We start from the raw sequence: 25,863 nt of genomic DNA, 5'->3' as shown, positions 1-25,863 counted from the left end.
TCTTAGGAGGCTGGCGATGGCTGGATGGGCCGGAAATCCGTCGTTCGATCTGTTCCAACTACCCGAGGAGCACCAGGAGCTGCGCGCCGCGATCCGCGCGCTTGCGGAGAAGGAAATCGCTCCGCACGCCGCCGATGTGGACGAGAACTCCCGGTTCCCGCAGGAGGCGCTGGACGCGCTGAACGCCTCGGGCTTCAACGCCGTGCACGTCCCGGAGGAATACGGCGGTCAGGGCGCGGACTCGGTGGCGGCCTGCATCGTCATCGAGGAAGTCGCCCGCGTCGACGCGTCGGCGTCGCTGATCCCGGCGGTCAACAAGCTGGGCACCATGGGCTTGATCCTGCGTGGATCGGACGAGCTGAAGAAGCAGGTCCTGCCGTCCATCGCCGCCGGGGAGGCCATGGCGTCCTACGCGCTGAGCGAACGCGAGGCCGGCTCGGATGCCGCCTCGATGCGGACCCGGGCCAAGGCCGACGGCGACGACTGGATCCTCAACGGCGCCAAAGCGTGGATCACCAACGGCGGCAAGTCATCCTGGTACACCGTGATGGCCGTGACCGACCCGGACAAGGGGGCCAACGGCATCTCGGCGTTCATGGTGCACATCGACGACGAGGGCTTCGTCGTCGGCCCCAAGGAACGCAAGCTGGGCATCAAGGGCTCGCCGACCACCGAGTTGTACTTCGAGAACTGCCGCGTCCCCGGCGACCGGATGATCGGCGACCCGGGTACGGGATTCAAGACCGCGCTGGCCACCTTGGACCACACCCGTCCGACCATCGGCGCCCAGGCCGTGGGCATCGCGCAGGGCGCGCTGGACGCGGCCATCGCCTACATCAAGGACCGCAAGCAGTTCGGTCAGTCGATCAGCAGCTTCCAGGCCGTGCAGTTCATGATCGCCGACATGGCGATGAAGGTGGAGTCCGCGCGGCTGATGGTGTACAGCGCCGCCGCCCGCGCCGAGCGCGGCGAGGGAAATCTGGGTTTCATCTCCGCGGCGTCGAAGTGCCTGGCATCCGACGTGGCGATGGAGGTGACCACCGACGCCGTGCAGCTTTTCGGCGGCGCCGGGTACACCGTCGACTTCCCGGTGGAACGGATGATGCGCGACGCCAAAATCACCCAGATCTATGAGGGCACCAACCAGATTCAGCGGGTTGTGATGTCCCGGGCGTTGCTGCGCTGAGCGTTATCCACCGGTGCGCATATAGTTTGTCCGAACTGGGCAGAAAGCCCGTCGCCATTGCATAGGATCCACTGACGATCGAGTCCACGCGATTGAGAAGCCAGTCGTGGTGGACGCGCCAACGTGTAGGCCTGTGTCGGCGCGCCGGCCGGGTGCCGACGCGTCGTACGACGACCACATGACGTGGTGCCACTGTTGCCCTGGGGAGCCGAATTTGGTGAGAAACGTAGGTCCGCGCCCGCCGGGGGCGGGGACTTGACGGTGCCGGGTTCCCTGCCGGGCTCTATGGTGCCGGCGGACAGCTGGCAGGCCCTGTCCCTGCTGCTGGTCGAAGACGACCGGGCCGACGCGGTACTGGTCGAAGAGCTGATCACCGATGCGGTCGCCGACATCGAAGTGGTGTGGGCCCAGTCGATGGCGCACGCCGAACGCGAGTTGGCCGCCGCCCGGCCCGACTGCGTGCTGCTGGATCTGAACCTGCCCGACGCCAACGGGATCGACGCGCTGGACCGCATCCTGCGCAGTGATGCCACCGTCCCGATCGTGGTGCTCACCGGACTGAACGACGAGTACTTCGGCGCCTCCGCGGTCGCCGCCGGCGCCCAGGACTACCTGGTCAAGGGGCGGGTTGAGCCGGAGATGCTGCGACGCGCGCTGCTCTATGCGATCGAGCGCAAACGCGCCGAGCTGATCGCCGCGGACCTGCACGCCAGCGAACTACGGGCGCGGGAGAACGCGCTGCTCGAACGCGGCTTGCTGCCGTCCCCGCTGCTGTTGGAGCGGCCCTGCGTGGAAATCGTGACCCGGTACCGGCCCAGCCGGGAGAACGCGTTGCTCTGCGGCGACTTCTACGACGTGGTCCAGACGCCCGACGGCGTCACCCACGTGCTGATCGGCGACGTCGCCGGGCATGGCCCGGATGAGGCGGCTCTGGGTGCGGCGCTGCGGATCGCTTGGCGCACATTGACTTTCACCGGCATTCACGGTGTGGACCAGATGCGCCAGCTGGAGCGGGTGTTGCACGCCGAGCGCGCCGAGAACGGTGTCTTCGCCACGGTGCTGAGCCTGGCGATACCGCCCGAGCCTGCACCGATCACCGCGGTCCGGGCCGGTCATCCGGGGATGCTGCTGCACGGCCCGGGATCGGTGGAGTGGATCGAGCCGCCCTACGGTCCCGCGCTGGGACTGCACAGCACCGACTGGCCCTTGCACGAATTGACCCTGCCCGCCGGGCACGGCCTGCTGCTGCTGACCGACGGCCTCTTCGAGGGCTATGCGGGGCCGGGCGGGCGGCGACTCGGCGAGGACGGCCTGCTGACGCTGGCGCGAGGACATGCGGGACTGTCGGGCCCGGAGTTCGTCGACGCCCTCATCGACGGTGCGGAAGAACTCGCCCGCAGCATGGGCGGCTTGAGCGACGACATCGCGGTGGTGCGCGTCGAACGGACGACCCGGTGACGGCCTCGTGAGGAACGACGCGCGGGGCACGCTGCCCAAGGCGCAGCTCACCGTCCGGGGCTGGCTGGTGTACGTGCTGGCCACGATGGGCGTGTTGGTGCTGGTGGGTGCCGTGATCGGCAGCTTGCTGCTGGACCGCACCGACGAGGTGTCGCGTTCGCTGCGCGACGACATCCAGCCGTCGCGGGTGGCGGCCGCCCAGTTGCAGTCGGCGTTGCGCGATCAGGAGACGGGCCTGCGGGGCTATCTGATCTCCGCCGATCCGCAGTTCCTCACCCCGTACTACGACGGGATACGCGCCGAACAGGCGGCCTCGCAGGACATTCGGCAGCGCCTGGTGCGACGGCCCGATCTGATCGCCGACCTGGAAGCCGTCGAGACGACCGCGGCCAGGTGGCGTCACGACTACGCGGAGCCACTGATTTCCCGGGTCACTCCGCACGTGGCGGCGGTGGTGCCCAATGCCACGGCGGCCCTGGGCAAGTCCGACTTCGACCACCTGCGCGCTCTCTTCGATGCGCAGAATGCCCATCTGACCGCGGCCCGCGACGGCGGCGCCGCCCGACTCGAGCGCATGAACGACTGGCGGGACCGGGTGCTGGGCGGGATGGTGCTGGTGTTCATCGCCACCGCCGCGTTGTTGGGCCTGCTGGTGCAGCGTGCGGTCACCCGTCCGCTGGCCGCGCTGGCCGCCTCGTGCCGGTCTATCACCGACGGCCATTTCACCGAGACCATCGAGCCGCCGCGTCGGCCCGCCGACATCCGCGGCATGGCCGTCGATGTGGAGAACATGCGGCAGGGAATCGTGCTGGCGTTGGAAGACTCCCAGATCGCCCAGGCCCAGCTGGACGAGCAGGCCAGCGATCTGCGCCGGTCGAACGCCGAACTGGAGCAGTTCGCCTACGTCGCGTCCCACGATCTGCAGGAACCGCTGCGAAAGGTCGCGTCGTTCTGTCAGTTGCTCGAGCGGCGGTATGCGGACAAGCTCGACGCCCGCGGTGTGGAATACATCAACTTCGCTGTGGACGGCGCCAAGCGCATGCAGGTGCTGATCAACGACCTGCTCAGCTTCTCCCGGGTGGGCCGGCTCAACACCAAGTACACCGCCGTCGAGCTCGACACCGCACTTGATTCGGCGGTGGCCAACCTCGCGGTCGCGATCGAGGAATCGCAGGCCGAGATCGTCCGGCTGAACCCGCGTCTGCCCCAGGTGTACGGCGACCCGACGCTGCTGACCATGCTGTGGCAGAACCTGATCGGCAATGCGGTGAAGTTCCGCCGGGAAGACCTCGCGCCCCGGATCGTCATCGACTGCCAACGCGGCACCGGCAACCGGCAGGGTTTCTGGCTGCTCAGCGTCGCCGACAACGGCATCGGTATTCCGCCGGAGTTCGTCGACAAGGTCTTCATCATCTTCCAGCGCCTGCACGGTCGCGACGCCTATGGTGGAACGGGACTCGGGCTCGCGTTATGCAAGAAGATCGTCGAACACCACGGCGGCACCGTGTGGATCGACACCTCGTATACCGAAGGGACACGGTTCGAGTTCACCCTGCCGATCGTCGAGTCCAACGGGGGGGCCGGCGCGGCGGTCCAACAGAGCTTGGTCACTGCAGAAGGAGCACGCGAATGATGATGATGGCACCCGGTCGGGCGATCGACATCCTGCTGGTCGAGGACGACCCGGGAGACGAACTCATCACCCGAGAAGCCTTCGAGCACAACAAGCTCAACAACCGGTTGCATGTGGCGCGCGATGGTGAGGAAGGGCTGAACTACCTCTACAAGCGCGGCGCCTACGAGCACGCGCCGCGGCCCGACCTCATCCTGCTCGACCTGAACCTGCCGAAATACGACGGCCGGCAACTGCTGCAGAAGATCAAGTCCGATCCCGAGCTGTGCCGGATTCCGGTCGTGGTGCTGACCACGTCTTCGGCGGAGGAAGACATCCTGCGCAGCTACAAGCTGCACGCCAACGCCTACGTCACCAAGCCGGTGGACCTCGACCAGTTCATGAACGCGGTCCGGCAGATCGACGAGTTCTTCCTTCAGGTCGTGCGGCTGCCCAACGGCTGAGCCATCGCGTCGGCGGACTCGGCGGCGTGCACGATGCCGTCCCGGTCGATCACGTGCACGTGGACCGTGGCGAAGTCGAAGAAGATGCCGACCACTTGTATCGCGCCCGACTCCAGCGCGGGCACCAGGATCGGGTTCCGGCTCAGCCGGTCCACCTGCATTGCGATGTTCACGATCGCCAGCTGGTCGACGTCGCTGAACCGGAAGCCGTTGGACGTGCTGCTCACCCGGGCCGTGTGATGGTTGCGGTAGGCGTCCAGACTCTCCTGGGCGTACTCCAGCCAGCGGCCGATCGCAGTGCCGGGGTCGACAGACGTGCCGTCCAGCAGCACCTGCATCGCGCGGCACGACGAATGACCGCAGACCACCACCGATGTCACGCCCAGCCGGTTGACCGCGAAGTCCAGCGCGGCGTCCACCGAGCGATCGGCGGGATCGTCGGGCACCAGGTTGCCGACATTGCGGACGATGTAAAGGTCCCCGGGCCGGCTGGCGGTGATGGTGTCCGGCAGAATCCGGGAATCCGCGCAGGTCAGGAACAGGGTGTCCGGGTTGGTCGAATCGGTCAACTCCGAGACGTGGTGGTGCAGGTGCGGCACGCCGCTGCGGTGATATTCCTCGACGCCGTCGAGGATCGACACGTCGGACCGATCTCCGTTGCGGTCCCGGCGTGACGTCCACGGGACTTCCCGCAACGAGCCCGACTTGAAGTGGCGTTTCGGTGGCCTGGTGTGCGCGGTGGACAGGTTCGCCGGTGAGATCTCATTGATTCGGACCCGCCCGCCGGTGGCTTCGTGGCTGGTCTTCCAGTCTGAGATGGCCTCCGAGATGGAATGGTCGATGTAGTCGGCGTTGAGGTTCAGCGTGACGTCAGAACCCTTCGGCAACGTGGACAGCACGCCCGTCAGGCGCGGCATCAGCAGGAAGCTGAGCGTGCCGTCGATGTCGACGCGCCACTCTTTGGTCTCGTCGCCCACCGGGCGGGCTTCGATGGGGGCCCGTACCACGCGCACCAGCAGGAAGCCGATCGCCACGGCCAAGCCGATCGCCACACCCTCGAGCAGGTTGAGGAACACCACGCACACGATGGTGATGCTGTAGATGACGGCGTTGCCGGTGCGCCAGGCCAACTGGACGTGGGCCAGTTTGACCAGCTGCAAACCGATCACGATGAGCAGGCCGGCCAGGGCAGCGGTGGGGATCAGCTTGACCAGGTCGGTGAACAGCGAGGCGAACAGCAACACCCACACGCCGTGCAGGATCGCCGACATCCGGGTCCGGGCACCGGCGGCCACGTTGGCCGAACTGCGCACGATGACGCCGGTGATGGGCAATCCGCCGAGCAGACCGGACAGCATGTTCGCGCTGCCCTGCCCGATCATCTCCCGGTTGAAGTTGGTGCGCGGACCGCTGTGCAGCTTGTCGACCCCGACCGCGCAGAGCAGCGACTCCACGCTGGCGATCAGCGCAATGGTCAGGACGCCGAAGACGATGGTGCTGATCTCGGTGGTCCAGGTCGGCCTGCCCGGTTCCGGAAGCTGGGGCAGGCCGATGGCGTCGAAGAAGCTGCCCTGCAGATTGATGCGCTCCACATCGAGGCCGACCGCCCTGGCCAGGATCGTCGCTGCCACGATGGCCACCAGGGCGCCGGGAACCATCCGCACTTTCGGCGGCAGCTTGCCCCACGCCAACAGGATGACGATGACCGTGCCGCCGACGATCACCTCGTGCAGTTCGTGGTGCAGGATCCCGTTGGGGATCGCGATCAGGTTCTGCCACGCCGAGCTGAACGATTTGCCGCCGATCAGCACATGGAACTGCTGCAGCACGATGGTGATGCCGATACCCGCGAGCATGGCGTGCACGACGACGGGAGCGATCGCCAGCGCGGCGCGCGCCATCCGGCTCACGCCGAACAGGATCTGCAGCACACCGGCCGCCAGGGTCATCATGCACAACATCTCGAACCCGAGATGTTCGATCAGCTCGGCGACCACCACGGTCAGGCCCGCAGCCGGGCCGCTGACCTGGACCGAAGAACCACCCAGCGCGCCGGCGACGATACCGCCGACCACCGCGGCGATCAGCCCCGCGGCGAGCGGGGCGCCGGAGGCGATCGCGATTCCCAGCGACAGCGGCAGCGCGACCAGGAACACGACCATGGATGCCGGGAGGTCATGGCGCAAATTAGTCAGGAGGCCGCCGGACTCCGGCGCCGCAGCGGAACCGGTGGTGGTGCTGCTCATAGGACTCCTCGGAACCCGGCCGTCTGGACAGTCAGCGGACCGTTGCGACCGCCGCTCGCCGGCGACCTTTCACGACCGGGGTGAACACGGCCTGTCCGTACCGTGTCCACCGAGCGGCGGACCGGCGGGAAACGTCATATCTGCCGGCAGCAAACATGTGAATCCCGCTATGATTTCCGCCGGAGGCGGACGCCCAAATCGTCCCTCGCGGCACGCGGAATCGGTCGGCCGAGCACCGATTCATGGCGTATTCAAAGAAAAGACACCGATTGGCGAACCGCGCTTAAGAACCGCCGGTGAGGTACAGCTCGTTGTGTTGACCGACCGCCGGCGGCGGGTCGGTGACCGTGGCGTCGAAGCTGGCGAAGCGCGCCGGGGTGCGGATCACGGTGACCGCGGCCTCGCCGTCGCCGACGACCAGGGCGAGGTCGTTCTCCGCGAACAGCGGGGTGTCCACCACCTGTTTCCAGCTGTAAGCCAGGCAGGCCATCAGGCCGCCCTGCTGCAGCAGCTCGACCCATTCGGCCGCGGTCTTGGTGGCCAGCGCCTGCTCGAGTTCGTCGGTCAGTTCCGGATAGTTGATCGCCCGGGACCGCTGGTCGGCGAACCGCTCGTCGTCGATCAGGTCGGGTCTGCCGATGATCTCGCACAGTTTGGTCCAGTGCTTGGGCACGTAGGCGCTGATCACCAGGTAGCCGTCGGAGGCGCGGAAGGCGTCCGACGGCTGGGTGGCAAAGCCGACGCCCTTACGTTTCTTGACCGGCGCGTCGGGTTTCGGGGCCGGCGCCGGCGCGCCGGTCTTGTTCAGGTGAATGGTCAGCTGATTGGCCTGCAGGCCGACCGCGACGTCGTACATCGCGACCTCGACGAGGTCGCCGACGCCGTGCCGTTCCCGATTGAGCAGGGCGGCCAGCACCGCCTGGGCCAGCACGTGACCACTGGCATTGTCGACCAGCTGGAACGGGATGATCTGCGGCTTGCCGCTGGGCGTCGGCATGCCGGTGCTCATGCCCGCTTCGGCGGCGACCATCAGATCGACGCCGGGGCGTGAGCCGTGGGGTCCGTTGCCGCCGTAAGCACTCAGCCGGGCATAGATCAATGTCGGGTTGCGGGACCGCAGTTCGTCCGGACCGAGGCCGAGCCGTTCCATGACGCCGGGCCGGAACCCTTCCAGCACCACGTCGGCGGTGTCGGCCAGCTGCAGGATTTGCTGCTTGGCCCGGTCGTCGGTGAGGTCGACGGCCACCGACTTCTTGCCGCGGTTGTTGGGCAGGAAGTAGGTCGCCAGTGGGGGCCGGCCGGGCAACACCGAGGTGAGGCGCCGGGACTGTTCGCCGCCAGGCGCCTCGATCTTGATGACTTCGGCGCCCAGGTCGGCCAGCACCTGTCCGGCCAGCGGTCCGGCCACGTTCTGGGTGAAGTCCAGTACCCGGAAGCCGTCCAGAGGTTTGGCGGCGGCGTTGTTCGGCATGGTTAGACAGATTAACGAGGCGCCGACGAGCGGGCGCGCATGGCACGGTCGCAGCCGGCGCACCGCTAGCATCGACGGGATGGAGACTGCGGCCACCTCCCACGTGCACGCGGCGCCTGCGCTGCACGACTCCGAATGGCAGCGCAACGCGCGGTGGGCACACCGGCTGGCCTGGGTCAGCCTCGCGGTGTTGCTGATCGAGGGTGGCATCGGTGTGTGGCAGGGCTTGGCGGTCGGGTCGGTCGCATTGACCGGCTGGGCCCTGGGCGGGGCATCCGAGGGCCTGGCCAGCGCCATGGTGGTGTGGCGGTTCAGCGGTGACCGGGTGCTGTCGGACACCGCCGAACGACGTGCCCAACGCGGTGTCGCGGTGTCTTTCTGGCTGGTGGCTCCGTATGTCGCCGCCGAATCCATCCGTCACCTGTTCGTCGGCGAGCACGCGGAGACGTCGGTGATCGGGATCGGGTTGACCGCACTGGCCCTGATCCTGATGCCGGTGCTCGGCTGGGCGAATCGCCGGCTGGGCACGCGTCTGCGGTCCGGGGCCACCGCGGGAGAGGGCACGCAGAACTATCTGTGCGCGGTGCAGGCCGCCGGGGTGCTGGTCGGGCTGGCCGTCACCGCGGCCTGGCCCGCCGGATGGTGGATCGACCCGGTGATCGGACTGGCTGTCGCTGGGATCGCGGTGTGGCAGGGAGTCCGCGCTTGGCGCGGCGAGGACTGCTGCTGATCCCTCCGGCAGCCGTCGGCTATTGGCCGGGGGAGCCGTCCGTTCCCTGCTGGGGGTTGATTCCGAAGGCTTTGCCGCCCTTGCCGCCGGCGCCGCCCGTGGCGAGGCCGTCGCCGCCGTTGCCTCCGTTGCCGCCGACGGACTTGCTGGTCGACGGGAGGGTGGCAGAAATCGTCGAATCGCCGCCGGTGCCGCCGGCGCCGCCGGTACTGCCGACATCGGTGCCGGCGCCGCCCTGACCGCCCGCCCCGCCGAAGCCGCTGCCCAGACCCGCGTTCTGCGCGCTGCCGCCGGCGCCTCCGTTGCCACCGGCGGCACTGCCGGCGCCACCCTGACCGCCGTTCCCGGCGGTGGCGGAAGCAGTCGAGGTGGTGGAGCCGATCGACGCGAAACCACCGACGCCCCCGTCGCCGCCCTTGCTAAACGTGCTGGTCCCGCCGGGTGCGCCGGCAGTGCCTGTCGCCGCACCCAAGCCGTTGTTCTCAGCCGATCCGCCTTCGCCGCCGACACCTCCGGTGCCGCCGGAACTGTTGCCGGCCGCGCCGGCTTTACCGCCGACGGCATTTGCCGTCGAGTTGGGGTTGTCGATCTGCGAATGGCCGCCGGCGCCCCCGGTGCCGCCATTTCCGATGCTGCCTTTGCCACCGGCACCGCCCGCCCCGGCGACGTTGTTGCCCAGTCCGCCGTTCTCCGCCTCGCCGGCGTTACCGCCGTTGCCGCCGGCGAATCCTGAGCCGCCGTTGCCGCCGGAACCGCTGGTAGCGGTCGCGGTGGAGGTCGTGGAGTCGATCATGCCGCCGCCGCCGTCGCCGCCGTCGCCACCTTGTCCGGCAAAACTGGTCCCACCGGCTGCGCCGTCGGAGCCGGTGACGGTGCCCAGGCCGGAGGTGTAAGCCAGGCCGCCGTCGCCGCCACGGCCGCCATCGCCGGTGCCGCCACCGTTGCCGCCCGCGCCGGCTACGCCACCGACGAGATCGGCCGTCGAGTTGGGGTTGTTGACCAGTGAGCTGCCGGCGGTGCCACCGTCACCGCCGCCGCCGGTGGCGCCCTGACCGCCGCTGCCACCGCCACCGGCGAAGTTGGCGCCGAGACCTTCGTTTTCAGCGTTGCCGCCCCGGCCGCCGTTGCCGCCGGAGGCGCCGTTGGTGCCGTCGCCACCCGTGCCCCCGGTGGCGGTCGCCGTCGAGTTCGCGTTGGCGATCAGTCCGGTGCCGCCGTCACCACCATCGCCTCCGCCGTCGCCACCGCGGCCCCCGTTGCCGCCGGTCGCGTTGCCGGTGCCGTGGGCCGTGGCCAATCCGCCGTCGCCGCCGCTGCCGCCACGAACGGTGCCGGCGCCGCCGTCGCCGCCGCGACCGGCGGTGGCATTCGCGGTGCCGGCACCGACTGCGTCGCCGCCCTTGCCGCCGTCGCCGCCGTGGACGCCGTCGCCGCCGTTGCCACCCGTCCCGCCGATGCCGGCGTCACCCGCGCTCCCGCCTGTCCCACCGGTCCCGGCGCTGCCGCCCTGACCAGCGGTGCCGCCGTTGCCGCCGTTGCCACCGGTACCGGCCGCCAGGTGACCGCCCCGGCCACCCAACCCGCCGTCGCCGCCGCGGCCGCCGTCGCCGTTGGTGCCGCCGAACAGTCCTGGCGCATTGCCTCCGGCTCCACCGGACGCCCCGGTGCCGCCGCGTCCGCCCAGGCCGCCGTCCGTCCCGGCCCCGCCGGTGCCGCCGGTTCCACCGATCCCGCCGGCTCCGCCGTCGCCCCACAACAGGCCGCCGTTCCCGCCTGCCCCGCCGGCGCCCCCGATCCCGCCGGGCCCGCCGAACTTGGTGGTGCCAGTGGCCCCCGGCACACCTTGGCCGCCGGCGCCGCCGGCACCGCCGCGGCCGAACAATCCGGCATCGCCACCACGGCCGCCGGCCTGCCCCACTCCGCCGGACCCGCCGTTGCCGCCGTTGCCCCACAACAGGCCGCCGGCGCCGCCGTTGGCACCGGTGCCGGCCGCACCGTTGGTGCCGTCGCCGATGAGCGGGCGGCCCAGGAGCAGGTTGGTCGGGGCGTTGATCGCCGCCAGCACTGCCTCTTCAAAGCTCTGCACCGACGCGACATTGGCCGCCTCGGCCCAGCCGTAGGCGCCCCCGGCCCCGGACAGGGCGCGTACGAACTGTTCGTGCAACGCCGCCGCCTCCGCTTGCATCGCCTGGTATTGGCGGCCGTGGGCGGAAAACAACGCGGCGATGGTCGCGGAGATCTCATCCGCGGCAGCGGCCGTCATCGCCGTCGTGGCGCCCGCGGCAGCCTGGCTGGCGCCGCTCACCGCCGAGCCCACTCCCGACGCCTGCGCGGCCGCAGCGGCAATTGCATCGGGCACTACGGACACATAGGACATGGTCTTCTCCTCGCCGCCAGATGGCTTACGGCCAGTTGGGCTGCCACCGGTGAGCGCATCGTATCGGTCACCCACCGCACGTTGGCCAATTTTGGCCAATTGGGTGGACCAAATTTCGTTGTCCGATGAAAGATATTGCCGCACAACAATATTGGCGACGTATGTGCGGCTCAGTCCAGTCGGTAGCGGATCAGTCGCGAGCTGTTGGCCACCACCGCGACCGACGACGCGTTGTGCAGGATCGCGGCCAGCACCGGTGACAGCGCGCCGCCCGCCCCGATCAGCAGCCCGGCGGCATTGACGGCGATCGACATGCCGTAGTTCTGTTGGATGACGTCCACCGCACGGGCGCCCAGGTCCCGCACGTCCAGCAGTCGGTGCAGGTTGTCGTTGGCCAGCGCCACATCAGCTGTCTCCACCGCGACGTCGGTGCCGGCCAGTCCCATCGCGATGCCGATGTCGGCGGCAGCCAGGGCGGGGGCGTCGTTGATGCCGTCGCCGACCATGCCGACCACGTATCCTTCGCCCTGTAGTTGCCGCACGGTCTCGAGCTTGTCCTCAGGCATCACCTCGGCGCGCCACTCGTCGATATTCAATTCGGCGGCCACCACCGCGGCGATGTCCGGGTGGTCTCCGGTCAGCATCACGATCCGGCGAATGCCGTTGGCTCGCAAGAGCTTCAGCACGTCGGCGGCCTCGGGTCGCACTTCGTCGCGCAGGCTGATCAGGCCCACCAGTTTGCCGTCCACCGCGAGCAGCAGCGGGGTCTCCGCCTCGGCGCGCAGCTTGTCGACCCACTCCTGTGCCTTCTTGGACACCCGGACCTGCTCGGCGCGCAGCAGTCCCGGACTGCCGAGCAACAGGGTGCGCCCGTCGGCCCAGGTCCGCATGCCCAGCCCCACCAGCACCTCGCACTCCTCGTGCGGCGGAATGCTGATGTGGCGTTCCTCGGTGGAGCGGATCACCGCCTCGGCCAGCGGGTGCCGTGAGTGGATCTCCGAGCTGGCGGCGTAGGCCAGCACCTGCTCGGGTTCCCAATCCTTGTGCAGCGAAACGATATTGGTCACCACCGGACGTCCGACGGTCAGCGTGCCGGTCTTGTCGAAGACGATCGCGTCGACCCGGCCGGCCTGCTCGAGATGCGAACCGCCCTTGATCAGGATGCCGCGCCGCGCGCCGTTGCCGATGGCCGCGCTGATGGACGTCGGGGTGGACAGCCCCACCGCGCACGGGCAGGCGATCAGCAGCATCGTCATGGCGCGCCGCACGTCGCCGGTGACCAGCAGGGTCAAGGCGGAGACGACGAACGACGTGGGCACGAAACGGCGGGAGAAATTCTCCCCGACCGTTTGGATCGGGGCGCGGTCGTGCTGCGCCTCTTCGACCCGGGTGATGATGCGGCCGATGGTGGTCTGGTTGCCGACGGCCTGCGCGCGCACCACCAGCCGGCCGCGCACCACCACCGACCCGGCGTGCACATGTGCTCCGGCTGTGATCGAGACCGGCAGGTTCTCCCCGGTGATCGCGGACTGGTTGACCACGGCCTCGCCGGCCACCACCTCGCCGTCGACCGGGATCGCGACGTGGTCGTGGACCACTACCTCGTCGCCGATCTGGACGGTGTCGATGGCGACCTGCACCTCGGTGCCGTCGGGCAGCCGCAACCAGGCGGTGTCCTGGTTGCCGCGCAACAACTCCGAGATGGCGCGCCGGGTTCGGCGCAACGTCAGGTCCTGCAGATATTCGCCGATGTTGAGTAGCCACAACACCGTCAGCGCCACCACATTCTCGCGCAGCACCAAGCTGGCCACGGTGGCCGCACTGACCAGCGCATCGGTGCCGAGCCGGCCCGAGCCCACCGAGCGCAGCGCGCCGCGCAGGAACGGGTAACCGGTGAAGATGGTGACGCCGGTGGCGACCACTCGCCCGCTCGGGCTGAGCAATGGGGGGCGGGTGAACACATAGCGGCGTATCCCGAGCAGTGCCAGCGCGGCGCCGCCGATGACCATGCGCAGCACGTCGGTGTTGCGGATCTCCGACGAGTGCGGGGCCCGAGCCGCAATCAGTTCCGCCGCAGTGCTTTTGGCGCCCGCTACGGCGTCGAGCACCGCGGCGCGGTCACAGCGGCTGGGGGAGTACCAGACGACGACCGACCCGGTCCGTGGGTAGGCGTGCACCACCCGCACGCCGTCGCACCCGGCGACGGCGTCCTCCACGGCGACGGCGCGCCGGGCATCGGAGCGAACCCAGTCGACCTTGATTCGCATCCGACCGGCGGCGTCGGAAACGACTTCCGGCGTCATGTGCTGGTCAGTGATCGTGGTCGTGGACTTCGCCGACGGCCGGGGTGGGTGCCTCTTCGCCGATGCGTTCGCGCGCTTCGGCCATCACATCGGCGATCTTGAGGCGGGCCGATTCGGCGGCTACTTCTGCCTTGCGGGTGCCGCGCAGACCCAGTTCGGCGCTCTTCACCGCGGTCTCGTGCAGGGGTGCTTTCCTGGCGGCTTTCTTGAGCACTTCGTAGGCGGTCACCCCGGCAAGCCCGGTGATCACCGTCGAAGCCGCCTTGGCCAAAAGCACCTGCACCGCCATCATCCGCACCTTTCTACAGGGTTTTCCCGACGCTAACATCCAAATATTGCGATATCAACATGAATCGTCGTGCCGGCGCTCGTCCAATTCGGTTCAGGCTGCGGCAAAATATGCGCGGCCTATGTATATGCCGCATCGCGGGGCGCGATGTGCGGCGGCCGAAGTACCCTGGCTTGTCTACTGATTCCGTCCTCGGGTCCCTGCGCCACGAGCGGTGCGATGAGTTCAACCCGGACACGGTGCTTCGAGGAGCAACGAGTCATGAATTTCGGGAGCTACCCGCCAGAGGTCAACTCGGCCCTCATGTTTGCCGGTGCTGGGTCGGGACCGTTCCTGGCCGCGGCCGAGGCGTGGGGTGCGCTCGGCACGGGACTGAATTCGGCGGCGAGTTCGCTCCAGGCCGTGGTGTCGGCGTTGACCGCTGGTCCCTGGTTGGGGCCGTCGTCGGCGTCGATGAGCGCAGCGGCGGCGTCATATGCGGCGTGGTTGCGAGCCACCGCTGCACAGGCCGAAGAAACCTCCGCCCGGGCCAAGGTCGCCGTCGCTGCCTACCAAACCGCGTTCTCGGCGACGGTTCCGCCGCCGATCGTGGCGGCCAACCGCAGTCAGTTGTCGACCCTGGTCGCGACCAATGTGTTCGGCATGAACACCCAGGCGATTGCGGCCACCGAAGCCGAGTACGGGGAGATGTGGGCCCAGGACGCGGCGGCGATGTACAGCTACGCAGCCTCCTCGGCCGCAGCGACCGAGCTGACGCCGTTCGAACCACCCCCGCAGATCACTGACCCGGACGGCGTGGCCAACCAGGCTGCAGCCGGACGGGCCGCGACGGAGAGCGCCGTCCAGCGAGCCTTTGCCGCGGTGCCTAGCGCGCTGCAGAGCGCGGCGACCCCGGCGGCGGCCGCGGAGGACCCCTTGCTCCTGCTCGCCGTGCTGGGCGATCTGTCCACCATCACCTTCGGCCTGTCAGCGGCCATCGCCACCCTTGGGCTCGGCGTGCCTGCCAGTGTGCTCGGGGTGGTCAACCTTCCGGTCGCCATCTACAGCACCATGGTGGGTCTGCACAGCGACGAGATCCTCAGCGGCTGGGATGGCGTTATGCCCTTTCCGAGCACGGAGCCGGCGCCGGTGGAGCCGTTTCCGGCGCCGCTGCTCAACTTGCCGGCGGGCACGGTACCGCCGCCGAAGTTGTCGGCCGGTCTGGGTGAGGCCAACACGGTCGGGGCGTTGTCCGTGCCGCCGACGTGGACCCTCGCCACCCCTTCGGTGCGCCCGGTCGCGTACACGCTGCCGGCGCTGGCTGGATCCGCAGCGGAAGTCGCCGCCGTACCGGTGGCGGGAGCCGGCTCGGCCGGCACGCTCGGTCAGCTGGCACTGGCGGGCATGGCCGGACGAGCCATGGCCGGAACCGTGGGCGCAGGACGGCGCGTCGGCAAGGATGCCGGGAAGGCGGTGGGGGCCGCTCGCGCCAGAACTGCTGGGACCCCCGGCGACAACGCGGCACCCGGCGAAACCGGTGAGCCGACCAACGACAAGCCCCGGGCTGTGGTCACCGGAGTCGCGGCCGAGCTACGTGAATTCACCAAGCTGCGCGACGAGGGGATTTTGACCGACGAGGAATACACCGAGCAGAAGAACCGCTTGCTGGGTCGCTGAGGCCCCGGTAGGGCGAATGCATCAGTCATCGAGAACCAACGAGACGAGGTATGCGCTGCAGTGGATTTCGGCATCTATCCGCCGGAGATCAACTCCGGTCGGATGTATACCGGTCCAGGACCGGGGCCGATGCTGGCCGCTGGACAGGCTTGGGCCAGCCTGGCGGACGAGCTGCACAGGGCGGTCAACGGATATCAGTCGGAGGTGTCGGAGCTCACCGCAGGGACTTGGACGGGTCCGTCGTCCGCGGCGATGAGCGCAGCGGCCGCGTCATATGTGGAATGGCTCCGCGCTACCGCCGCCCAAGCCGAGCAAACCGCCGCCCAGGCCCGGGTGGCGGCCGCCGCTTACGAGGCCGCGTTCGCGTCGACGGTGCCGCCTGCGGAGGTCGCCGCCAACCGCAGCCTGCTGGCAGCGCTGGTGGCGACGAATTTCCTGGGACAGAACACTCCGGCGATCGCGGCAACCGAGGCGCTGTACGCCGAGATGTGGGCGCAGGACAGCCTGGCAATGTACAACTATGCAGCTTCGTCGGCAGCCGCAACGGTGCTGACACCGTTCACCCCACCGCACCAGAACACCGTTCCGGGCGGGACGGCCGGCCAAGCCGCCGCGATCCGTTCGGTTGTGCCGCAAGCGTTGTCCGCAATGGCGGTCCCGGCCCAGTTCGAACAGTTCGAACTCCTGGTCGGCCTGGTCGGACTCTTTCTCGTTGCGCCAACCGAAATAGTGGCCCTTTTCGGGGTCTTACCGGCAGACGTGATCGGCAACTTCGGGGATTTTCCGCTGGCCGGGTTCACCGCTGCCTCGGGAGTCGATGACGACGAGACATTCAGCGCCTGGGACGGGGTGGAGCCGTGGCCCGGTACCGGACCGGCACCCGTGGAGCCGTTTGTGGCGCCGCTGGCGAAGCCGCCCGCGGGCGGGCTGCCAGTGCCGACGATGTCTGCGGCGGTGGCCCGCGCGAACGTGATCGGGGGCTTGACGGTGCCGCCGAGTTGGACCCGGACCGTCGCAGCCGAAATACGCCCGACCGCACTGACCACTCCGTTGGCTGGTGCGAACACGGCAGCGGCGGCAGAACTCGGCGCAGCGAACTCGGTCAATCAGATGGGAGCTGGCGTCATGGCCGCGCAGGCGATGGCCGGCCCGCCGGCCGGCGCGGACGGCCCGAAGAATGGCACGCCGGCGCGGCCCGCCAGCCCCCCCGAGCAAGCACCCACCGAGGATGTCGAGGTAGTGCCCGCTCCGCGGACCGTGATGACCGGCGTGGCTGCCGCGATTCGCGAGATCGCCGTACTGCGCGCCGCCGGACTGCTGAGCGAACAGGAATACACCGAGCAGAAGAAGAGCCTGCTGGAGATCTCGTTCGGCCAGTAGCTCAGCTGGCGGATGCCGGCCCGACTGATCACGCCGGTCCAGATCTGGAGGACGCGGGTTCCCAGGCCAGCTCCAGGCGACGCCGGTACCCAGTACGACCAGGACGGCGCCTACGGCGTCCCCGGCGCACCCGGGGAACCCGGCGGCGTGCCGGCGCCGCCGCCACCCCCGGGCCCACCGTGGGCCACTCCGAAGATCGAGCTGGCGTTGCCGCCCTTGCCGCCGTTGCCGCCCGGGCTGCCCGGCTGCGTCGCAGCACCGCCGGTGCCCCCGGTACCGCCGTCAGCGATCCCGGCAGCCTTGCTGATCGCCTCACCGCCGACGCCACCGGTCCCACCGCCGGCACCACCATTGCCGCCCGTGCCGCCGACGCCACCGGTGAGGTGGTTCGAGCCTTCGCTGTAGGCGATCCCGCCCGTGCCGCCGATACCACCGGTGCCGCTGAGGCTGGAGCCACCCACTCCGCCGGTGCCGCCGACCGCGTCTACCGACGAAGTGGGGTCGTAGATCATCACCTGGCCGCCGGTGCCTCCCTTTCCGCCGTTGCCGGTGGTGGCGTTGCCGCCCGCCCCGCCAGTGCCTGGGTCGACACTGCCGGTGCCGAACGAGTGCGTCCAACCGCCCTCGCCGCCCGCGCCGCCGGTGGTTCCTGCGCCGCCCGCGCCGCCGTCCCCGCCGACTGCCGTCGCCGTTCCGCCGACCAACTGCACTGCGCCGCTGCCACCATTACCGCCGGTGCCGCCGGTTCCCGTACCGGCGTCGCCACCCTGCCCGCCGGTGCCGCCGATCGCGTTCGCGGTGCCGTTGGTGATGGCCACGCCCGCGTTGCCGCCGGCGCCACCGTCGGCGCCACCGGAGCCGCCGGCGCCGCCGTCCCCGCCGTAGGCGTTGCCGGTCCCGCGGGTTGCGCCATACGCGCCTTCCCCACCGCTGCCGCCGGTGCCCGTTTCGCTGGTGCCGCCGTCCCCGCCGCTGCCGCCGAACGCCTCGGCGTCGGCTGTCGCGCTGTCGCTGCTAGCAGTGGCACCGTCCCCGCCGGCGCCACCGGTCCCGGAGGTGGCGGTGCCGCCCGCACCGCCACTGCCGGCCCAGACGCTGCCCTTTCCTTCATGGGTGGCCACCCCGCCGGCTCCGCCGGCACCACCTGAGACACCGGCACCGCCCGTGCCGCCGTCGCCACCGACGGCAGCCCCTGCTGAATCGACCTTGGCGTAGTACACGTCACCACCGATGCCGCCCTTGCCACCGGTGCCGCCGGAGGCATTACCGCCGGCGCCGCCGCGGCCGGCGAGCGCGTCGCCCGTCCCTTGGCCGACCACACCGCCACCCCTGCCGCCTTCCCCGCCGGCGACGGCGCCGCTGCCGCCGTCCCCGCCGGTTCCGCCGATACCGTCGCCGGCTCCGTACTGGAATACGACGTTGACCGAGCCGCCCTTGCCGCCGGCGGCTGCCTCGCTGCTGCCACCCGCGCCGCCGTTGCCGCTGCTGGCGTTGGCGGTGCCGGTGGGGTTGTAGCTTTGGGCCCCGCCGCCGTCACCGCCGTCGCCACCGTTGCCGCTGGAGCCGGCGCCCCCGGCGCCACCGTCGCCGCCTGCGGTGAATCCGATGCCTTCGCTGTAGGCATCGCCGCCACGGCCGCCGGTGCCGCCGGTGGTGCCCGCACCGCCGGCGCCGCCCTGACCACCGGTGTGGGGGCCGGCAACGGAGGAGAAGCTGGAGGCGTCGCCGCCGAGGCCGCCGTTGCCGCCGGGCCCGGTGCTACCGCCGTCTGCGCCCGCTCCGCCGGCACCACCGAACGCCGAGCCGGCGCCTTCACTGCTCGCGTTGCCCCCGGCCCCGCCGTGGCCGCCGCCGGCCGCACCGCTGCCTCCGGTGGCGCCCGCGCCTCCGGTGGCGCTGCCCGGCGCAGATGTCGCCGCCTGACCGCCGTCCCCGCCGGTCCCGCCGCGACCGGTGATGCTGTCGCCGCCGAGGCCGCCCATTCCGCCAACGGTGTTGTGGGTGGATCCACTGTTTTCGATAATCGCCATGCCCCCGGTTCCACCGGTGCCGCCGTCACCGGTGGTGCCGTCACCCCCGGCACCGCCGGTGCCTGCCGAGACCTGCCCGATGCCCGCGGTGTAGGCCGAACCGCCGTGCCCGCCGTCGCCACCGGTAACACCATTGCCGCCCACACCGCCGGTGACACCGGTGGCGGTTGCCATCGACCCCTCCAGGAAGATCACCGCGTGGCCACCATCGCCGCCTCGGCCGCCGGTGGTGGCGCCGTCGCCGCCGGCTCCCGCTGCGCCGCCGGTGGCCGATCCGGTGCCGTAGTTGTACGCGATGCCGCCGGCCCCGCCGCCGCCGCCGGTCGCGGTGTCGCTGCTACCGCCGGCGCCGCCGGCGCCGCCGACGGCATTGCCGGTGCCATAGCTGTACGCGTCCCCGCCGTAGCCGCCATAGCCGCCGATCCCGGTAGCCCCCGCCACGCCCTGGCCGCCGGTGGCCGTCCCGGCGCCGTAGACGTAGGCCTTGCCACCGATTCCGGCCGCGCCGATCCCTGCGGGACCCATTCCGCTGGTTCCACTGATTCCTCCGGTCGCGTCGGCAGTGCCGTAGCCGGTGGCGGTCCCTCCGAAGCCGCCGTCGCCTCCCACCTCGGTGCCTTCGCCGCCTGCACCGCCGGCACCGCCGACGGCGTGGCCGGTGTGCGTGGTCGACTCACCACCGGTGCCACCGGTGCCGCCGAAAACGCCGGTGCCGCCGGTGCCACCCTGCCCGCCGACACCGGAGCTGCCTGCCGTGCCGCCGGTGCCGCCGCTCCCGGCGGCACCCCCCTGGCCCGCGATGCCGCCGGTCCCGCCCATGCCACCTTTTTCGATGAGGTTGGTTCCGCCCTGGCCGCCTTTACCGCCGGTACCGCCCCGGCCGCCGTCGCCGTTGGTGCCGCCGTTGCCGGCGCCGCCGGTGCCGCCCTGGCCACCCTTTCCGCCGTCGGTGCCGACCAGGCCGGGGGACATGGCCGAATCGCCCTGCATGCCTGCGCCGCCCTCACCGCCCGCACCGCCTTCGCCGCCCGTGCCCGCCGCACCGGACGCGGCGCCGGCGTAGCCCGCCCCACCGATGCCGGCCGCCCCGCCGGTGCCTCCGTTGCCGCCGGTGCCCGCGCCCGAGCCGGTGTCGACCGCCCCGGTGCCGCCGGTCCCGCCGGCGCCGCCGGTGCCGCCGGTCCCGCCCGCGCCGCCGACGCCGTGCGCGCCTGCCGTCCCGCCGAACAGCGCCCTGGACTGTCCGCCGGCCCCACCTGCGCCGCCGGTGCCGCCGAAGCCGCCCTGTCCACCGTCGCTACCGGTTTCGCCGGCACCGCCGCTGGCGGCGGTGCCGGTCGCACCGGCCAGGCCCGCGCCGCCGGCACCACCGGTCCCGCCGACGCCACCAGCCCCGCCCGCCCCACCGTTGCCCCACAGGATGCCGCCATTGCCGCCGGCCCCGCCGGCCGCGCCGGCGCCACCGGTGCCGCCGATCACCCCGCTCGGCCCGGTCGCGCCGTTGGTCCCGATGCCGCCGGCCCCGCCGGCACCGCCGTGACCGAACAACCCGGCGTCGCCGCCGCGCCCACCGGCCATCCCGGCCGCCCCCGAACCGCCGTTACCGCCGTTACCCCATAACAGCCCGCCGGCCCCGCCGTTGGCACCGGTCCCGGCAGCGCCGTCCGCACCGTTGCCGATCAGCGGGCGGCCCAGCAACGCATTGGTAGGCGCGTTGATGACACCCAGCACGGCTTCTTCGAGACTCTGCAACGGTGCTGCGCTGGCCGCCTCGGCCAGGGCATAGGCCGAACCCGCCCCGAGCAACGTCTTGACGAACTGCGCGTGCGATGCGGCCGCCTGAGCGTGCAGCGCCTGGTACTGCTGGCCGTGGGTGGAAAACAGGGCGGCGATCGCCGCCGAGACCTCGTCCCCGGCGGCGACTGCCACCGCGGTCGTGGCGCCTGCCGCCGCGTGGCTGGCAGTCTGCACCGCCGATCCCACCCCGGACACCTCGCGGGCGGCGACGGCCATGATCTCGGGCACGGCGAACACATACGACATTCGTGGACTCCTTCGACGCGCGGCAACGGGAGACGGCTGGCACGTCGACTCCCGACCGGTCAGTCGCCATCGATCCAGCCGCATCGTATAGCTGGGCCATCGATAATTTGCTGTTTTCGCGCATTCGCAGTTGCGTTTCAATTCGGCACATAGGAGTCTCAAATGATCTTCGAACAATTCAAGTGATAGATGCATTTCTCGCAGGCCAGCGCGGCCCTCAGCGTGCGCAGTCTCGTCGGCCTGGGTGAATTCGTTGTGCCGCATCGTTTGCCGACCCGGCGGCAGCGCCGGGCCGTGCCGACAGGTGGTGACCGGTGCTCTATACGACTCGTGGCGAACGAATATTGCCGACCGGGCGGTTTGGTTGAATCGGGGCACGCGGAAAAGACTTCGAGCAATTTGCTGAATAGTATTCCACTACCTGGCTGTCACATTCACCGACACCGGCCGCCGGGCGCCGAACGACGTGGTGGGCGCCCCCGACGCGGCACCCGACGGCCGTTCCTGCGAATTGACGAGTCAGTTAATTCGATTTTGCCGTCCGAAAGCTCTCGTCATTTGTCCAGCACCCGGGTGACCTTCTCCGTTTCGACCCGACGCGGCAACGCGCCTGGGTCGGGGTTGGCCACCTGGACCAGCGACCCGCCCACCGACAGCACCGTCAGCAATCGGTCCACCAGGTGCTCGGGCCGGTCCCAGGCCAAGCTGGACAACACCCGATCCTCGCCGGTCAGACTCTGCAACGCCGCGGATTGTGCACAGGCGGCCAGCACCTGGGCCGCAGACTGACCGGCCAGCGCCGGGCCGGGGGTGCGCGCGGGGACGACCTGATCGCCATGCACCCGCACCGCCGTGGCGTAGTCGGTGACGCCGATCGGCAGATCAGGCACCGGCTTGCCGAAGGGATCCAACGACAGCACGGCGACCTCGCCACCATTGGCCGCGTCGTCGGCCTCGTCGAGCCGGTCGATCGTGCACAGCGCGACCTCGGCCGGTCCGTCCCGCACCGCTTCGGCGCCGATCCACCACACCCCGAACAGCACCGCCGCCGTCTGCCAGTGCGCCGGCAGCAGAACGGCGACCCGACTGCCCGGCCCGGCGCCCAGTTCGTCGCGCAACAGATTGGCCGTCTTGGCCGCCCAGTTGGCCAGCGTCACCGCGGACAGCTCGATCCGCTCGCCGGTGGCGTCGTCGTAGTAGGTGATGCGCGGGCCGACCGGGTCGGCGCGCAGCATCGGGTCCAGGATCGCTGCGGACAGCGTGGTCAGGGCAGACACGGCACGGTCAGTTTATGCACTCGGGGTTCTCGGAGCCCGCGGTCAAGATCGGTGACGGCGCCGGGACCGTGCCACCCGTGCTGTTGCCGGCCGCCGCACTCGAGACCCGCGCGGACGTCGCTGTCCCACCGTCGAGTCCGGATCCCGGGCCGGTGTAGTCGTTGGCCAGCACCACCCGCACCGATCCGGCCGGTATCGAGGTGTCGGCGACGACGGGCAGCCCGCCCAACAGTTTGGCGACCTCCTGGGCGCCCAGGTCGTCGGTCTTGGCGACCCGCACCTGACTGCTCTTGACGTGGCCACCCTCGTTGTTGCCCACCGAGCCGGCGGTAAAGCCCTTGGCGCTCAACGCATCCGACACCGCCGACGCGAGGCCGTTGATGTCGGTGTCGTTGACCACATTGGCGGTGGTCTTGGCCGGCGTGTAGGCCAGTTCCTCGGTTTTGCCCTGATCCTGTTCGTGCAGCAGGCCGCCGACCCACTCCTGAACCTGGTGGGCGTCCACCCGCACCACGCTCTGCATGCCGTCGTCGCTCCAGCCGGCACCGTCGAGCACCGGGATGGTCGCGAACGCCACGTTGCCACCGGCCAGCTGCTGCAGCTGCCGCACGAAATCCATGATGTCCCAACCGGAGGACAACACCACCGAGCGCTGCACGGCCTGCTCGAGTCGTCGCAGGGTGGCGGGACTGGACAGCGTCTTCCCGGAGATCACCCGGTGGGCCAGCGAGGCCATCACCGCCTGCTGGCGCACCACCCGGTCCAGGTCGCCGCGCGGCAGTTCGTGACGCTGGCGCACGAAGCTCAGCGCCTGGGGGCCGTTCAGCTTCTGCCGGCCGGCGGGGAAGTCGGCGCCGGAAAGAGGTTCGTAGACAGCGTCTTTGAGGCACACCTCGACGCCGCCGAGCGCATCGGCGATCAGGGAGAAGCCCAGCAGTCCGATTTCGGCGTAGTGGTCGACGGTGACGCCGGTCAGGTCGGCCACCGTCTTGATCAGCGCTTCGCGGCCCGCCTCGGTGCCGACCGCGGCGGCCTCGCCGGCCGAGGCGCCGGCTTTGACCAGGCTGACGCGCTTGGTCTCGCGGGTCTGTCCGTACACGCCGTTGATCTTGGTCTTGCCCAGGTTGGGGGCCTGGACGTAGGAGTCGCGGGGGATCGATATCGCGGTGGCCGACTTCCCGTTGTCGGGGATGCGGATCAGGATGATGGTGTCGGTGTTGGTGGCTTCCTCGTCGCCGGCGCGCAGCGATGCCAGTTCCTCAGCGGAGAGCGGGTTGCCGTGCGCGTCGGTGCGGCTGTCCAGGCCCACCAGCAGGATGTCGATCGCGCCGTCGTCGGCTCCGTGGCCCAGCGAGGGTGCCGACATGTGGAAGATGCCGTCCTCGAACGACTTCACGTTGCTCCAGGCGACGCCGGTACCGAGTACGACCAGGACGGCCATCGCCGTGCAAACCACACGCATCACACGAGTCACACTCTGCTCAAACACCACTGTAGGTTACTTGCGCAACACCGGCTTTCCGGGTAGCCAGGCCCGGCGTGCCAGACTCAAGACATGTCAGCCAGGCTCGTGATCACCGGTGCGGGCGGTCAGCTCGGCAGCCTGGTACGCGCACAGGCCACCCGCGCCGGCCGGAATGTGCTGGCCAGGACGTCATCGGAATGGGACATCACCGACCCCGCCGCGGCCGGGGTGATCGAGCCCGACGACGTGGTGATCAACTGCGCCGCCTACACCGACGTCGACGGCGCCGAAACCGACCAGGCCGGCGCGTACGCCGTCAACGCCGCCGGTCCCGAGCATCTGGCGCGTGCCTGTGCGCGCACCGGTGCCCGACTGATCCATATCTCGACCGATTACGTGTTCGACGGCGCGCAGTCGCGGCCCTACGAGCCGGGCGACCCGACCGCGCCCCAAGGTGTTTACGCGGCCAGCAAGCTCGCCGGGGAACAGGCGGTGCACGCCGCGCTGCCGGACGCCGTCGTGGTGCGCACCGCCTGGGTCTACACCGCTGGGGTGCACCGCAACGACTTTGTCGCGGTCATGCAGCGGCTGGCCGCCGGAGACGGACCGGTCAAGGTGGTCGACGACCAGACCGGCTCACCGACCTACGCCGCCGATCTGGCTGCCGCGCTGCTGGAGTTGGCCGACAGTGACGTTCGTGGGTGCCTACTGCACGCCGCCAACGAGGGTGTGGTCTCCCGATACGAGCAGGCCCGGGCGGTGTTCGAGGAAAGCGGCGCCGACCCGCAGCGGGTCAATCCGTGCGGCACCGACGAGTTTCCGCGGCCCGCCACGCGCCCGTCGTATTCGGCGCTGTCCAATCGGGCCTGGGTGGCGGCGGGACTGGCCCCGCTGCGTCCGTGGCGCAGTGCGCTGGTCGCGGCGTTGACCGCGGCGACCGATCGACCGTTACCCTCAACGCGTGACTGACGTTCTGCCGGTCGTTGCGGTGACCTATTCGCCGGGCCCGCACCTGGAGCGGTTCCTGGCGTCGTTGTCGCTGGCCACCGAACGTCCGGTCAGCGTGCTGCTGGCCGACAACGGCTCCACCGACGGAACACCGCAGGCCGCCGTCCTGCGCTATCCCAATGTGCGGTTGCTGCCCACCGGGTCCAACCTCGGCTACGGGACGGCAGTCAACCGCACCGTCGCCAAGCTCGACCAGCGCGACGAAAACTGGATGGACGACTGGGTGATCGTGGCCAACCCGGACGTGCAGTGGGGCCCGGGCAGCATCGACGCGCTGCTGGACGCCGCTGCCCGGTGGCCGCGGGCGGGTGCGCTGGGCCCGCTGATCCGGGACCCCGACGGGTCGGTGTACCCGTCCGCGCGTCACCTGCCCAGCCTGGTCCGCGGCGGCATGCACGCGGTGCTCGGCCCGGTCTACCCGCGCAACCGGTGGACCCGTGCGTACCGGCAGGAACACCTGGAGCCCAGCGAGCGCCCGGTGGGCTGGCTGTCGGGGTCGTGCCTGCTGGTGCGGCGCGCGGCGTTCGACCAGATCGGCGGTTTCGACGAGCGCTACTTCATGTATATGGAGGACGTCGACCTCGGCGACCGGCTCGGCAGAGCCGGCTGGCAGTCCGTGTACGTCCCCACCGCTGAGGTGCTGCACCACAAAGGCCACTCCACCGGCCGGGACCCGGCCAGCCACCTGGCTGCGCATCACCGCAGTACCTATATCTTCTTGGCGGACCGGCACTCCGGATGGTGGCGCGCCCCGCTGCGCTGGACGCTGCGCGGTTCGCTGGCGGTGCGTTCGCGCCTGATGGTGCGCAGCGCGCTGCGCCGGTCGCGCAAATCGTTGCAGCGGGAACTGGCAGAAGGGCGGCACTGA

Annotated in this window: 17 protein-coding genes; 9 read left to right on the top strand and 8 right to left on the bottom strand. The window is 70.2% G+C overall.

What is annotated here, in order from left to right; genetic code table 11:
* Nucleotides 1–16 precede the first annotated feature (16 nt).
* The 4 genes from ACZYZ9_RS21550 to ACZYZ9_RS21535 all read left to right on the top strand — a co-directional run bounded on the left by ACZYZ9_RS21550 (nt 17) and on the right by ACZYZ9_RS21535 (nt 4,720).
* Nucleotides 17–1,186: an acyl-CoA dehydrogenase gene (locus ACZYZ9_RS21550; protein WP_463828296.1), complete on the top strand. Its 1,170-nt coding sequence runs from the start codon at nt 17–19 to the stop codon at nt 1,184–1,186.
* A gap of 312 nt (nt 1,187–1,498) precedes the next feature.
* Nucleotides 1,499–2,644 (top strand): PP2C family protein-serine/threonine phosphatase, encoded by a 1,146-nt coding sequence (locus ACZYZ9_RS21545; RefSeq protein WP_463828361.1) that lies wholly within the window; start codon nt 1,499–1,501, stop codon nt 2,642–2,644.
* Between the two features lie 85 nt (nt 2,645–2,729).
* Nucleotides 2,730–4,277: a sensor histidine kinase gene (locus tag ACZYZ9_RS21540; protein ID WP_463828360.1), complete on the top strand. Its 1,548-nt coding sequence runs from the start codon at nt 2,730–2,732 to the stop codon at nt 4,275–4,277.
* Between the two features lie 2 nt (nt 4,278–4,279).
* The gene (locus tag ACZYZ9_RS21535; RefSeq protein WP_463828359.1) at nt 4,280–4,720 is read left to right on the top strand and encodes a response regulator; all 441 of its coding nucleotides are present in this window, start codon (nt 4,280–4,282) and stop codon (nt 4,718–4,720) included.
* Here the strand turns inward: ACZYZ9_RS21535 and ACZYZ9_RS21530 are convergent.
* Both ACZYZ9_RS21530 and ACZYZ9_RS21525 read right to left on the bottom strand, forming a co-directional pair.
* Nucleotides 4,693–6,966, bottom strand: coding sequence for a SulP family inorganic anion transporter (locus ACZYZ9_RS21530; protein ID WP_463828295.1), 2,274 nt, complete (start codon nt 6,964–6,966; stop codon nt 4,693–4,695). The genes ACZYZ9_RS21535 and ACZYZ9_RS21530 overlap by 28 nt on opposite strands.
* 283 nt (nt 6,967–7,249) lie before the next feature.
* On the bottom strand, nt 7,250–8,437 hold the full coding sequence (locus tag ACZYZ9_RS21525) for a CoA transferase (RefSeq protein WP_463828294.1): 1,188 nt from the start codon (nt 8,435–8,437) through the stop codon (nt 7,250–7,252).
* A 79-nt stretch (nt 8,438–8,516) separates the two neighbouring features.
* Between ACZYZ9_RS21525 and ACZYZ9_RS21520 the strand changes: the two genes are divergently transcribed.
* Nucleotides 8,517–9,167 carry a cation efflux transmembrane domain-containing protein gene (locus ACZYZ9_RS21520; protein ID WP_463828293.1) on the top strand — a complete coding sequence of 217 codons (651 nt, stop codon included), beginning with the start codon at nt 8,517–8,519 and terminating at the stop codon, nt 9,165–9,167.
* A gap of 19 nt (nt 9,168–9,186) precedes the next feature.
* Here the strand turns inward: ACZYZ9_RS21520 and ACZYZ9_RS21515 are convergent, their stop codons facing one another.
* From ACZYZ9_RS21515 to ACZYZ9_RS21505, 3 genes are all read right to left on the bottom strand, one after another.
* Nucleotides 9,187–11,544, bottom strand: a complete 2,358-nt coding sequence (locus ACZYZ9_RS21515; RefSeq protein WP_463828292.1) for a PE family protein — start codon at nt 11,542–11,544, stop codon at nt 9,187–9,189.
* A gap of 170 nt (nt 11,545–11,714) precedes the next feature.
* Nucleotides 11,715–13,847, bottom strand: coding sequence for a manganese-exporting P-type ATPase CtpC (gene ctpC, locus ACZYZ9_RS21510; RefSeq protein ID WP_463828291.1), 2,133 nt, complete (start codon nt 13,845–13,847; stop codon nt 11,715–11,717).
* A gap of 7 nt (nt 13,848–13,854) precedes the next feature.
* Nucleotides 13,855–14,136 (bottom strand): DUF1490 family protein, encoded by a 282-nt coding sequence (locus ACZYZ9_RS21505; RefSeq protein ID WP_463828290.1) that lies wholly within the window; start codon nt 14,134–14,136, stop codon nt 13,855–13,857.
* Nucleotides 14,137–14,397: 261 nt separating this feature from the next.
* On the opposite strand from ACZYZ9_RS21505, the gene ACZYZ9_RS21500 reads away from it, so the two are divergent.
* Nucleotides 14,398–15,792: a PPE family protein, SVP subgroup gene (locus ACZYZ9_RS21500; protein WP_463828289.1), complete on the top strand. Its 1,395-nt coding sequence runs from the start codon at nt 14,398–14,400 to the stop codon at nt 15,790–15,792.
* A 60-nt stretch (nt 15,793–15,852) separates the two neighbouring features.
* The gene (locus ACZYZ9_RS21495) at nt 15,853–17,172 is read left to right on the top strand and encodes a PPE family protein (RefSeq protein ID WP_463828288.1); all 1,320 of its coding nucleotides are present in this window, start codon (nt 15,853–15,855) and stop codon (nt 17,170–17,172) included.
* Nucleotides 17,173–17,282: 110 nt separating this feature from the next.
* Here ACZYZ9_RS21495 and ACZYZ9_RS21490 read toward each other — a convergent pair whose 3' ends face one another.
* The 3 genes from ACZYZ9_RS21490 to ACZYZ9_RS21480 all read right to left on the bottom strand — a co-directional run bounded on the left by ACZYZ9_RS21490 (nt 17,283) and on the right by ACZYZ9_RS21480 (nt 23,984).
* Nucleotides 17,283–21,245, bottom strand: coding sequence for a PE family protein (locus tag ACZYZ9_RS21490; RefSeq protein ID WP_463828287.1), 3,963 nt, complete (start codon nt 21,243–21,245; stop codon nt 17,283–17,285).
* A gap of 554 nt (nt 21,246–21,799) precedes the next feature.
* Nucleotides 21,800–22,480 (bottom strand): TIGR03089 family protein, encoded by a 681-nt coding sequence (locus ACZYZ9_RS21485; RefSeq protein WP_463828358.1) that lies wholly within the window; start codon nt 22,478–22,480, stop codon nt 21,800–21,802.
* Nucleotides 22,481–22,529: 49 nt separating this feature from the next.
* The gene (locus ACZYZ9_RS21480; protein WP_463828357.1) at nt 22,530–23,984 is read right to left on the bottom strand and encodes an LCP family protein; all 1,455 of its coding nucleotides are present in this window, start codon (nt 23,982–23,984) and stop codon (nt 22,530–22,532) included.
* 93 nt (nt 23,985–24,077) lie between these two features.
* Here ACZYZ9_RS21480 and rfbD point away from each other — a divergent pair, with 93 nt between their 5' ends.
* Together rfbD and ACZYZ9_RS21470 are read left to right on the top strand one after the other, a co-directional pair.
* Nucleotides 24,078–24,956 carry a dTDP-4-dehydrorhamnose reductase gene (gene rfbD / locus ACZYZ9_RS21475; RefSeq protein ID WP_463828286.1) on the top strand — a complete coding sequence of 293 codons (879 nt, stop codon included), beginning with the start codon at nt 24,078–24,080 and terminating at the stop codon, nt 24,954–24,956.
* Entirely contained in the window at nt 24,949–25,863 is a 915-nt protein-coding gene (locus ACZYZ9_RS21470; RefSeq protein ID WP_463828285.1) for a glycosyltransferase family 2 protein, read from the top strand. The genes rfbD and ACZYZ9_RS21470 overlap by 8 nt, the downstream gene beginning before the upstream one ends.

Source organism: Mycobacterium sp. IDUB_28, assembly GCF_055419285.1.
The sequence above is the reverse complement of the archived record's forward strand: the minus strand, read 5'-3'. Positions and strand labels throughout refer to the sequence as shown.

Bases quoted from the DNA above. Each gene is read 5' to 3' on its own strand.
- ACZYZ9_RS21485 (WP_463828358.1), bottom strand. From the start codon at position 22,480: ATGCTGCGCGCCGACCCGGTCGGCCCGCGCATCACCTACTACGACGAC.
- ACZYZ9_RS21480 (WP_463828357.1), bottom strand. From the start codon at position 23,984: ATGCGTGTGGTTTGCACGGCGATGGCCGTCCTGGTCGTACTCGGTACC.
- rfbD (WP_463828286.1), top strand. From the start codon at position 24,078: ATGTCAGCCAGGCTCGTGATCACCGGTGCGGGCGGTCAGCTCGGCAGC.
- ACZYZ9_RS21550 (WP_463828296.1), top strand. From the start codon at position 17: ATGGCTGGATGGGCCGGAAATCCGTCGTTCGATCTGTTCCAACTACCC.
- ACZYZ9_RS21525 (WP_463828294.1), bottom strand. From the start codon at position 8,437: ATGCCGAACAACGCCGCCGCCAAACCTCTGGACGGCTTCCGGGTACTG.
- ACZYZ9_RS21540 (WP_463828360.1), top strand. From the start codon at position 2,730: ATGGGCGTGTTGGTGCTGGTGGGTGCCGTGATCGGCAGCTTGCTGCTG.
- ACZYZ9_RS21505 (WP_463828290.1), bottom strand. From the start codon at position 14,136: ATGGCGGTGCAGGTGCTTTTGGCCAAGGCGGCTTCGACGGTGATCACC.
- ACZYZ9_RS21535 (WP_463828359.1), top strand. From the start codon at position 4,280: ATGATGGCACCCGGTCGGGCGATCGACATCCTGCTGGTCGAGGACGAC.
- ACZYZ9_RS21530 (WP_463828295.1), bottom strand. From the start codon at position 6,966: ATGAGCAGCACCACCACCGGTTCCGCTGCGGCGCCGGAGTCCGGCGGC.
- ACZYZ9_RS21500 (WP_463828289.1), top strand. From the start codon at position 14,398: ATGAATTTCGGGAGCTACCCGCCAGAGGTCAACTCGGCCCTCATGTTT.
- ACZYZ9_RS21520 (WP_463828293.1), top strand. From the start codon at position 8,517: ATGGAGACTGCGGCCACCTCCCACGTGCACGCGGCGCCTGCGCTGCAC.
- ACZYZ9_RS21515 (WP_463828292.1), bottom strand. From the start codon at position 11,544: ATGTCCTATGTGTCCGTAGTGCCCGATGCAATTGCCGCTGCGGCCGCG.
- ctpC (WP_463828291.1), bottom strand. From the start codon at position 13,847: ATGACGCCGGAAGTCGTTTCCGACGCCGCCGGTCGGATGCGAATCAAG.
- ACZYZ9_RS21490 (WP_463828287.1), bottom strand. From the start codon at position 21,245: ATGTCGTATGTGTTCGCCGTGCCCGAGATCATGGCCGTCGCCGCCCGC.